This is a genomic window from Pseudomonas sp. FW305-3-2-15-E-TSA4 (genome assembly GCF_058787295.1).
Genome location: NZ_JBYSZP010000010.1, coordinates 79,821 through 89,542, shown reverse-complemented (window position 1 = coordinate 89,542; position 9,722 = coordinate 79,821). Strand labels below are relative to the sequence as shown.

Annotated in this window: 10 protein-coding genes; 7 read left to right on the top strand and 3 right to left on the bottom strand. The window is 60.3% G+C overall.

Annotation, left to right across the window (positions count from 1 at the left end; all coding sequences use genetic code 11):
* Nucleotides 1-45: 45 nt before the first annotated feature.
* The 3 genes from AC3WMV_RS15405 to AC3WMV_RS15395 all read right to left on the bottom strand — a co-directional run bounded on the left by AC3WMV_RS15405 (nucleotide 46) and on the right by AC3WMV_RS15395 (nucleotide 1,715).
* Entirely contained in the window at nucleotides 46-303 is a 258-nt protein-coding gene (locus tag AC3WMV_RS15405; protein ID WP_103367883.1) for a type II toxin-antitoxin system RelE/ParE family toxin, read from the bottom strand.
* 16 nt (nucleotides 304-319) lie between these two features.
* Nucleotides 320-514: a type II toxin-antitoxin system RelB family antitoxin gene (gene relB / locus AC3WMV_RS15400; protein ID WP_095136765.1), complete on the bottom strand. Its 195-nt coding sequence runs from the start codon at nucleotides 512-514 to the stop codon at nucleotides 320-322.
* Nucleotides 515-767: 253 nt separating this feature from the next.
* Nucleotides 768-1,715 carry a SphA family protein gene (locus AC3WMV_RS15395; RefSeq protein WP_103367882.1) on the bottom strand — a complete coding sequence of 316 codons (948 nt, stop codon included), beginning with the start codon at nucleotides 1,713-1,715 and terminating at the stop codon, nucleotides 768-770.
* 210 nt (nucleotides 1,716-1,925) lie between these two features.
* On the opposite strand from AC3WMV_RS15395, the gene AC3WMV_RS15390 reads away from it, so the two are divergent.
* The 7 genes from AC3WMV_RS15390 to AC3WMV_RS15360 all read left to right on the top strand — a co-directional run bounded on the left by AC3WMV_RS15390 (nucleotide 1,926) and on the right by AC3WMV_RS15360 (nucleotide 9,614).
* Nucleotides 1,926-2,963: an AraC family transcriptional regulator gene (locus tag AC3WMV_RS15390; protein ID WP_103367881.1), complete on the top strand. Its 1,038-nt coding sequence runs from the start codon at nucleotides 1,926-1,928 to the stop codon at nucleotides 2,961-2,963.
* Nucleotides 2,964-3,192: 229 nt separating this feature from the next.
* A complete protein-coding gene (locus tag AC3WMV_RS15385) occupies nucleotides 3,193-4,080 on the top strand; it encodes a Dyp-type peroxidase (protein ID WP_103367880.1) in 888 nt (295 codons plus the stop codon).
* A gap of 25 nt (nucleotides 4,081-4,105) precedes the next feature.
* Nucleotides 4,106-5,074: a Gfo/Idh/MocA family protein gene (locus tag AC3WMV_RS15380; protein ID WP_103367879.1), complete on the top strand. Its 969-nt coding sequence runs from the start codon at nucleotides 4,106-4,108 to the stop codon at nucleotides 5,072-5,074.
* A gap of 160 nt (nucleotides 5,075-5,234) precedes the next feature.
* Nucleotides 5,235-5,981 carry a GntR family transcriptional regulator gene (locus tag AC3WMV_RS15375; protein WP_027613658.1) on the top strand — a complete coding sequence of 249 codons (747 nt, stop codon included), beginning with the start codon at nucleotides 5,235-5,237 and terminating at the stop codon, nucleotides 5,979-5,981.
* Between the two features lies 1 nt (nucleotide 5,982).
* Nucleotides 5,983-7,713 carry a fumarate reductase/succinate dehydrogenase flavoprotein subunit gene (locus AC3WMV_RS15370; RefSeq protein ID WP_103367878.1) on the top strand — a complete coding sequence of 577 codons (1,731 nt, stop codon included), beginning with the start codon at nucleotides 5,983-5,985 and terminating at the stop codon, nucleotides 7,711-7,713.
* A 26-nt stretch (nucleotides 7,714-7,739) separates the two neighbouring features.
* Entirely contained in the window at nucleotides 7,740-7,985 is a 246-nt protein-coding gene (locus AC3WMV_RS15365; protein WP_003225615.1) for a 4Fe-4S dicluster domain-containing protein, read from the top strand.
* A gap of 225 nt (nucleotides 7,986-8,210) precedes the next feature.
* Nucleotides 8,211-9,614 carry an ABC transporter substrate-binding protein gene (locus AC3WMV_RS15360; RefSeq protein ID WP_103367877.1) on the top strand — a complete coding sequence of 468 codons (1,404 nt, stop codon included), beginning with the start codon at nucleotides 8,211-8,213 and terminating at the stop codon, nucleotides 9,612-9,614.
* The last annotated feature ends 108 nt before the right edge of the window (nucleotides 9,615-9,722 follow it).

Sequence of the window (9,722 nt, the reverse complement as noted above, 5' to 3'; positions counted from 1 at the left end):
ACTCTCGTGTAGTACGCTTCGGGCGGCCTTTTGGCCGCCCTTTTTTTATGTTGATGAGGTTCGTGGGTATTGTCGTCGGGTGTGGACTAACGTCAGTATTTTGATGCGCCCGTTCACTCGATAGACCAGCAGATAGTTCGGATTGACCACCATTTCCCGAGTGCCTGGCACTCGACCGGCCCGGTAACCATAGGGGATTGATGAAAGCCTTTGCGTTGCTGCACCAACCTTGTGCTGTAGAGCCACGGAAGCGTTGGAGTTGTATTGTTCAACGTAATCGATAATGTCAGCCAGATCGTTCAGAGCTTGATCGCTCTATTCAAGCAGCAGCGCGGCGCTTCCTGCGCATCTCTTCCAGCATCTGGTCAAGCATTGCCATAGCTTCATCATGGGGAATGCCAGGGCTGGGGTCATCGAGTGCCTCCTGTACCTTGGCACGAAACCAGCGATCGTAGCTCTCTGCCTCTTCTTCGGATTCGAAGTCAGAGTAAAACGGGGAAAGTAATAAGCTCATAGTGATCTCCGTGATCAATCTCAGCAGTTTAAGGGGGAATGGCCCATTGTCGTCACTGGCAGACGATGTACCCCATGAGCTCTCGACTAACCATGGGATGACGAAGCCCAGTATCTGCAAGCGCCCCTTTGGAGTCTGCCGGACGTTTCCCTCCGTTGTCCGGCAATCTCGACCGCCGTTGTAGGCCTATTCCTCCACTCTGTTTTTCAGGTTTCCAGCCTACAAATCCGCGCGCACCTTCCTACAAATGCACTCAGAACGCATACGGAATACTCACCTTCGCCCACAACATTTCCCCCTCTGGCCGGTTCTCCACGTCAAACTCCTTGGCCCAGCGAATCTCCGCGCTGGCGTATTTGAGAAAGGTGAAATGCAACGCCGGGCCGATCGCGAATACCTTGCCGCGCACGCCGTCATCCACATCCTGCCCGGCGAATTGCACGGTGTGGCCGTACTGTTTGTCGTCGGTGGTCTGCTTGAGGTAATAGCCGTTAAGGCCGAGCATCACATCGTCGGTGATCTTGTAGCTGGCCGAGTAATCGAAGTGGAAGATCTGCCCGGACTTGTAGTCGGTGTCTTTGTTCTTCTCGTTGAAGCTGTAAGTGGTCTTCATCGACACTTCGGTCTTGTCGGTCGGCAGCCAGGTGAAGGAAAACAGCGGCTTGTAGGTGTAGAAATTGTTGCTGGTGTTGGCCAGCCGATCGACGCTGTATTCGCCGGTGGGCACGGTGATCTCCACGGCAGCACCCAGGGTCAGGTTCTTGCCCATGTCCCACAGGATGATCGGCGCAACGGTGGTGTCGCCCATGCCTTCGCGGGTATCGCTGAGGCCGAATACCGAGACTTCCTGCTTCAGCCAGGGCTGGGCGATGTAGCCGGCCAGACGTCCGCCGAACACGCGCACCGGGCTCAGGTAATCAATACGCGGGATCACCGCCGTGGATTCGATTTCGACATTCGGCACCTTGCCGCCCAACGAACTGATGTTGAGCTTGGTCGACTTGTAATGGTTGTAGTAGAGGTTGAACGCGACCATGTTCTGCGGCAGGCTGTCGACTTCCATCGGCAGCATGAAGAATCCGTCGGTGCCGGGGCCGATGTTGTCGACGCCGGCTTCGGTGGCCAGGGCCGGCAGGCACGCGGTGCATCCGAGCAAAGTCAGTGCCAGACGCAAGGGGAAAGTGGCGCGGTTCGGGCTCATGGCTGTCCTCATTATTATTGTGGTGGGACGTGGCGCCGGTACGCAGAACGTCCGGCACCCTAGAAATAAGCGCTTGGCGCCCGACGGGGCAGGGTATTGGCGGACAGTTAGGGGGACTTCTGCGGACAGTCGGCCAACCCTGTGCTAACTTCCTTCGACATAACCGGTTACAAAAATAACAATCAAGCGTGATCCGGAATGTCAGCCCCCATGAACGTAAAAGTCCAAGACCCCACTTTTGAATTGGCGCTGGTCTCGCCGTTCCTCCTGCAAACCCTCGCCGAAGTCGTGCACAACAAAGGCATCGACCCCGAAAGCCTGTGTCGTGGCCTGGGTTTCACCCTCGAAGATCTGCAGGATCCGACGCAGCGGATTTCCTACCGCCAGGCCGTGGCGATGATTCAACGGGCGCTCAAAGTGTTGCCCAATCAGGGGCTGGGGTTGTGGGTCGGCGCGCAGAATGTGTTGGGTACGCTGGGGCTGCTCGGGCATGTGCTGTCGCTGTGCAAGACCTTGCGCGATGCCTTTGCCCTCGGCATCCGCCATCAGCACACCTCCGGCGGAATCGTGGTGTCCAGCGTCGATGTGGTGGGTGATCAGGTGCACCTCGATGCCGAATGTCGCTTGCCGTTTGCCGACGTGCAGGTGTTCGCCGTTGAAGAGTTTTTCGCCAGCCTGCTGGTGTATGGCCGGGCCTTGGCCGGAGTTGATTTCAAGCCGATCGCCGTGGAGTTCGTGCACGCCGCGCCGGATTACCTGAGCGAATACCACCGTTTGCTTGGGCCGGAGGTGCGCTTCGGCTGCCTGCACAATCGCATGCTGATCGACGCGCGATGGCTGGACGTCAACCTGCCCAATCATCATTCGCTGGCGCTGCGTCAGGCAGTGGCGCTGCTGGAGCTGGAAGCGGCGCAGGTGCACCAGAAACTTGATCTGATTCAGGCGGTGGAGCGGGCGATTGCCCGGGATCTGAGCCGGGGCAGCCATATCGAAAAAATCGCCGGCGACCTGAACATGAGCAGCCGCACCCTGCGCCGCCGTTTGACCGAGCATGCGCTGACGTTCGAGGCGCTGCTGGAACAGGTGCGCCAGGCGCGGACCATGAGTCTGCTGGCTAATCCGGACATGCCGATTGAGCGGATTACCGAAGAAGTCGGCTACAGCGACGTGCGCAGCTTTCGCCGGGCGTTCAAGCGCTGGACGGGAATGAGTCCGAGTGCGTGGCGGCATGACACATCTCCTGCCTGAACACGAACACTGTGGCGAGGGGATTTATCCCCGATCGGCGGCGCAGCCGTCGCGAATTCTGAAAGCTCGGTATTTCAGTAGTCCGAGATTGCAGGGTTGGGGCCGCTTCGCTGCCCATCGGGGATGAATCCCCTCACCACAGGACTCTGTGAACTCCGATATTGGCGTCTCAACCCCACAAACCCTCCGGCCACAGGTAAACTCCCGCGCACTTTCCCAAGGAGTTCACATGAGTTACTACCAGCCGGGCATTCTCGCCACCCCTGTTCCTGCGCAAGCACGTCATCTGTTTTTTGCCCTTGCGTCGGTTGAAGCACTGCCGCAGGCGATCGACAACCTGATGAATCTGGTGGACGGCAAGTCGGCGGTGATCGGTTTCGGTGAATCCCTGACCAAAGCCCTGAACGTGCAAATCGACGGTCTGCGCAGCTTTCCGGCCATGAGCGGCGTCGGCGTGGAAAACCCGTCGACCCAGCACGCGCTGTGGGTCTGGCTGCACGGTGTCGATCGTGGCGAATTGCTCAATCGCTGCCACGCCTTGGAAGCCGCGCTGGCCCCGGCGCTGCGCCTGGTAGACATGCAGGAAGCCTTCCGCCACAAGGATGGCCATGACCTGACGGGCTACGAAGACGGCACCGAAAACCCGCACGATGACGCCGCGATTGCCGCCGCGTTGCTGGGCGAGGGCGCTGATGGTCTGGTCGGAGGCAGCTTCGCCGCGATCCAGCAGTGGCAGCACGACCTCAAGGGTTTCCATAAGCTGTCCGCCGAAGACAAGGACAACATCATGGGCCGTCGCTTGAGCGACAACGAAGAGATCGACGACGCGCCAGTCTCCGCCCACGTCAAACGCACCGCCCAGGAAAGCTTCGCCCCCGAAGCGTTCGTCGTGCGCCGTTCGATGCCGTGGATCGACGGTGATCGCGCCGGCCTGATGTTCCTCGCCTTCGGTTTTTCGCTGGACGCCTTCGAGGCCCAACTGCGGCGTATGAGCGGTCTGGAAGACGGCATCACTGACGGTCTGTATCGCATCAGCCGACCGATCACCGGCGGCTACTACTGGTGCCCGCCGCTGAAGGACGGCCACCTCGATCTGCGCGCGTTGCGCATCGGCTGAGTGTTTCAAACACAGGGAGTTGAGCATGGACGTGGTGCGTTGGGGCATGATCGGTTGCGGCAGCGTCACTGAACGCAAGAGCGGGCCGGCCTTCTACAAGGCGCCCGGCTCGGCGCTGGTGGCGGTGATGGGCCGCCGACTCGAAGCGGTGAGTGATTACGCCGCGCGCCACGGTATCGCCCGGGCCTACACCGATGTCGATGCACTGATCAACGACCCCGAGGTGGACGCGGTGTACATCGCCACGCCACCCGACAGCCACCACGCTTACAGCCTGAAAGTCGCCGCCGCTGGCAAGCATTGCTGCGTCGAGAAACCGATGGCGCTCAATGCCGGGCAAAGCCGCGAGATGCAGCAGGCGTTTGCTGATGCCGGTCTGCACCTGTTCGTTTCCTACTACCGCCGTTCGTTGCCGCGATTTGCCCAGGTTCGGCAATGGCTGGCGCAGGGCCGCATCGGTGAGGTGCGGCACCTGAGCTGGACGCTGACCAAGGCACCGTCGGCGGCGGATCTGGACGGCAGCGCCAACTGGCGAACCGACCCGAGCGTGGCCGGCGGCGGCTATTTTGCCGATCTGGCCAGCCATGGTTTTGACCTGTTCCAGTACCTGCTCGGCGACATCGCTGAAGTCGCCGGTTTCACCGCCCGGCAAGCCGGGTTGTATGCGGCGGAAGATGCGGTCAGCGCCAGTTGGCGGTTTGCCTCGGGCGCGCTGGGCATGGGTTGCTGGAGCTTTGTGGCGGATCGGCGCGAGGATCGGGTAGAGATTATCGGCAGTCAGGGTCGGATCGCGTTCTCCGTGTTTGACGAGCATCCGGTTCAGCTGTTAGCCGATGAGCAGATCAGCCTGGAGATCCCCCATCACGAGCACATTCAGTGGCATCACGTGCTGGGCATGAATGCGCATATTCGTGGTGATTCGCAGCATCCGGCAGTCGCCGCGCAAGCCCTGAAGACCGATTGGGTGATGGACCAGATCCTCAAACGTCCCTGAATTTTCCTCTGTAAACAAACCCTTGTGGTGAGGGGATTTATCCCCTCGCCACAAAAGTCCCGGTCAACCTGTGTCTAAGGTTATGCCCAAACAATATTTCTCAAGCTTGTCATAACGTCTCTAAGATCACGTCATAACTCGTTATAACAAGTGATCCCTGATGACCGATAACGTTCTCTCCTTACCCAGCGTCCCGCTGCACACCCAACTGCGCGACGTCCTGCGTGCGCGCATTCTCGATGGCGAATACCCGCAAGACAGCCAGATGCCCTCCGAAAGCGAACTCGGCACGCTGTTCAAAGTCAGCCGCATCACCGTGCGCCAGGCGCTGGGTGATCTGCAGAAAGAAGGGCTGATCTTCAAGATCCACGGCAAGGGCACCTTCGTCGCCAAGCCGAAAACCTTTCAGAACGTCAGCAGCCTGCAAGGCCTCGCCGAGTCCATGACCGGGCGCGGTTACGAGGTGATCAACCGCCTGCGCAGTTTCAAATTCATCCCCGCCGACAAACGTGTCGCCGAGCGCCTGCAAGTCGCCGAAGGCGAGACCGTGGCGCAGATCAAACGCGTTCGGCTGATCAACCGCGAACCGATCTCGCTGGAAATCACCTACCTGCCCAAAGCGATTGGCGAACGGCTGGAGAAGGCCGATCTGGTGACTCGCGACATCTTCCTGATTCTGGAAAACGACTGCGGCATCGCCCTCGGCCACGCCGATCTGGCGATTGACGCGGTGCTGGCCGACAGCGATTTGACCCAGGCGCTGAACGTCGAGGCCGGCTCGCCGATCATGCGCATCGAACGTCTGACCCACGACGCCAACGGCCAGCCGCTGGACTTCGAACACCTTTACTACCGTGGCGATGCGTTCCAGTACCGCCTGCGGATCGACCGGCAAAAAGGGGCGTGACATGACCCGCAAGACCTTGGAACAGGAATACGACATCGTCGTGATCGGCGGCGGCACTGCCGGGCCGATGGCGGCGATCAAGGCCAAAGAGAAGAACCGTGATTTGCGCGTGCTGCTGGTGGACAAGGCCAACGTCAAACGCAGCGGCGCGATCAGCATGGGCATGGACGGCCTGAACAACGCGATCATCCCCGGCCACTCGACGCCGGAGCAGTACACCAAGGAAATCACCATTGCCAACGACGGCATCGTCAATCAGGCGGCGGTGTACGCCTACGCCACTCACAGTTTCGAAACCATCGAACAACTGGACCGCTGGGGCGTGAAGTTCGAGAAGGACGAGACCGGTGATTACGCGGTGAAAAAAGTCCACCACATGGGTGCCTACGTGCTGCCGATGCCGGAAGGGCACGACATCAAAAAGGTCCTTTATCGCCAGTTGAAACGTGCGCGGGTGAGCATCACCAATCGCCTGGTCTGTACCCGTTTGCTCACCGACGAGGAGGGCACGGTCAACGGTGTGATGGGCTTCGATTGCCGCAGCGCTGACTTCCATGTGATCAAGGCCAAAGCGGTCATTCTTGCGTGCGGCGCGGCCGGTCGCCTCGGTCTGCCGTCCTCGGGTTACCTGATGGGCACCTACGAAAACCCGACCAATGCCGGCGACGGCTACGCGATGGCCTATCACGCCGGGGCCGAGCTGGCGAACCTCGAATGCTTCCAGATCAACCCGTTGATCAAGGACTACAACGGCCCGGCGTGCGCCTATGTGACCGGCCCGCTCGGCGGCTACACCGCCAACAACAAGGGCGAACGCTTCATCGAGTGCGACTACTGGAGCGGGCAGATGATGTGGGAGTTTCACCAGGAACTGGAAAGCGGCAACGGCCCGGTGTTCCTCAAGCTCGATCACCTGGCCGAGGAAACCATTCAGAACATCGAGGAAATCCTGCACAGCAACGAGCGCCCGAGTCGTGGTCAGTTCCACGCCAATCGCGGCACCGATTACCGCACGCAGATGGTCGAGATGCACATCTCCGAAATCGGCTTTTGCAGCGGTCATTCGGCGTCCGGGGTGTGGGTCAACGAGCGGGCCGAGACCTCGGTGAAAGGTTTGTATTCGGCGGGTGACATGGCTGCGGTGCCGCACAATTACATGCTCGGCGCGTTCACCTACGGCTGGTTCGCCGGGCACAACGCGGCGGATTTTGTCGCCGGACGCGAGTTCTCGGCGCTGGATGCCGCGCAGATCGAAACAGAGAAAGCGCGGGTCTACGCGCCGCTGGATCGTGAACAAGGGCTACCGCCGGCGCAGGTCGAGTACAAGCTGCGGCGCTTCGTCAACGACTACCTGCAACCGCCGAAAGTGACCAGGAAAATGCAGATCGGTTTGCAGCGTTTCAGCGACATCGAGCGCGACCTCGATCAGATGAAGGCCAACAACGCCCATGAACTGATGCGCGCGATGGAAACCAGCGTGATCCGCGACTGCGCCGAAATGGCCGCGCGCGCCTCGCTGTTCCGCGCCGAGAGTCGTTGGGGCCTGTACCACTACCGCGTCGATCACCCGCAGCGCAACGACAGTGAGTGGTTCTGCCATTGCCATCTGAAGAAGGGTGAAGACGGCCGCATGACCAGTTTCAAGAAACCCGTCGAGCCGTACATCATCCCGCTCGATGCCGAAGAAATGCAGGCCTATGACCGCTTGCGGGTCGGCGCATTTGCCGCTTGATACACCACAAAAAGAGAGTCCGAACCATGGCCTATCAAGCCCAGGAAATCTTTTTCCGCTCCAACGCCCCGGTCACCGTGGACGAGGACAAATGCATCGCCGAAAAGGGCTGCACCGTGTGCGTCGACGTCTGCCCGATGGACCTGCTGGCGATCAACCCGGCCACACAGAAGGCCTACATGGCGTTCGATGAATGCTGGTACTGCATGCCGTGTGAGAAGGATTGTCCGACTGGCGCCGTCAAAGTCGACATCCCCTATCTCCTGCGCTGAACCCTTTCCCCTGTAGGAGTGAGCCTGCTCGCGATAGCGGTGTGTCAGACAACACATCGACATCCAATACACCGCTATCGCGAGCAGGCTCACTCCTACAGAGATCTACGACACCCTAAAGCTACCCGGAAACCCCGGACGCTAATTTACAGACCCCCTCGTTTCCCACCGCGCTGATCGCGGCGGAGACGAACATCCAATAAATGATTCGAGGGGAAACACACCATGTTGCGTGCAGCAATCGCCGGTCTGGTACTGGCTTCATTCACCCTGTCGGCCTCGGCCGAAACCATCCGCATCGCCATCGGCACCCAGGACACCACCATCAATTGCGCCGCCGGCGGCCTGTTGATTCGTGAACTCGGTCTGCTCGACAAATACCTGCCGCACGACGGCGCCTACAAAGACGCGAAATACGACGTGCAGTGGAAAAACTTCACCAGCGGCGCGCCGCTGACCAACGAGATGGTCGCCGGCAAACTCGACTTCGGCGCCATGGCCGATTTCCCCGGCGCGTTCAACGGTGTGGCGTTCGAAACCGCCGGCAAGCACAGCCTGTTCATCAGCGTGTTGTCGGGCAGCATCAAGGGCAGTGGCAACGGCATCGTGGTGCCGAGCGCGTCCGGGGTGCAGGCGCTGAGTGAGCTCAAGGGCAAAACCATCTCGGTGCCATTCGCTTCGACCGCCCACGGCATGTTGCTGCGCGCGGTGGCGGAGCAGGGCTGGGACCCGCTCAAAGACGTGAACATCATCGCTCAGCCGCCGGAAGTCGCAGGCTCTGCATTGCAGGCCGGCAAGATCGACGCCCACGCCGATTTCGTGCCGTTCGCCGAGCTGTTCCCGAGCCGTGGTTTCGCCCGCAAGATTTACGACGGCGCTCAGGCCAACGCGCCGACTTTCCACGGTGCACTGGTGGATCAGGCCTACGCGAAAAAATACCCGGAAATCGTCGTCGCCTACCTGCGGGCGAGCATCGAGGCCAATCAGTTGCTGGCTGCTGAGCCTGAGAAGTACAGCGAGCTGATCGCCAAAGTCACCGGCGTCGATGCCGAGGTCAACTACCTGTTCCACGGCCCGCTTGGCGTGCAGACCCGCGACCTGAGCTGGAAGCCGGAATACCGTCAGGCGGTGGGCACCGCGATCGACACCCTGAAACTGCTGAAGAAGGCCGATCGTGGCCTCGACCTCAACACCTTCATCGACGATCAGTACATCCGCGCCGCCTTCAAGGCCTCGAACCTGGATTACACCGCGCAACTCGCCAACTACGCGCAAACGCCGTTGAAAGCGCTGGATGCGGTGACCGGCAAAGCCATCACCGACTTCAGCCACGTCGCCGAAATCTGGGTGCGCGGCGAAGACAAAGTACGCCAGTACGCCTCCGCCGAATCGGCCTTCACCGCGTTGGCCGCGTTGAAGCAGGAAGGCAAAAACATCCGCGCGGTGTATGCGCAGGCCAGTGACAGCGGGATCAAGTTGCTCGCTGATCAGGCGTGGTTTGCCAGCGACGCCAAGGGCCGCTTGAGCGCGTTTCTGCTCAAGGGCCAGGCCCAGCAATATGCGGCGGCGCAGGGTGGCAAGGTCTTCGACTTTACCGACGCCACGACCCAGGCCGTGGCTGCCCGCTAATTGAAGATCAAAAACTCACCCTCACCCTAGCCCTCTCCCGGAGGGAGAGGGGACTGAACGAGGTGTTTGCGGGAGCTAAGCCGACCTGAAATATCGAGCCGAACTCAG

Bases quoted from the DNA above. Each gene is read 5' to 3' on its own strand.
- relB (WP_095136765.1), bottom strand. From the start codon at position 514: ATGAGCTTATTACTTTCCCCGTTTTACTCTGACTTCGAATCCGAAGAA.
- AC3WMV_RS15395 (WP_103367882.1), bottom strand. From the start codon at position 1,715: ATGAGCCCGAACCGCGCCACTTTCCCCTTGCGTCTGGCACTGACTTTG.
- AC3WMV_RS15390 (WP_103367881.1), top strand. From the start codon at position 1,926: ATGAACGTAAAAGTCCAAGACCCCACTTTTGAATTGGCGCTGGTCTCG.
- AC3WMV_RS15385 (WP_103367880.1), top strand. From the start codon at position 3,193: ATGAGTTACTACCAGCCGGGCATTCTCGCCACCCCTGTTCCTGCGCAA.
- AC3WMV_RS15380 (WP_103367879.1), top strand. From the start codon at position 4,106: ATGGACGTGGTGCGTTGGGGCATGATCGGTTGCGGCAGCGTCACTGAA.
- AC3WMV_RS15375 (WP_027613658.1), top strand. From the start codon at position 5,235: ATGACCGATAACGTTCTCTCCTTACCCAGCGTCCCGCTGCACACCCAA.
- AC3WMV_RS15370 (WP_103367878.1), top strand. From the start codon at position 5,983: ATGACCCGCAAGACCTTGGAACAGGAATACGACATCGTCGTGATCGGC.
- AC3WMV_RS15365 (WP_003225615.1), top strand. From the start codon at position 7,740: ATGGCCTATCAAGCCCAGGAAATCTTTTTCCGCTCCAACGCCCCGGTC.
- AC3WMV_RS15360 (WP_103367877.1), top strand. From the start codon at position 8,211: ATGTTGCGTGCAGCAATCGCCGGTCTGGTACTGGCTTCATTCACCCTG.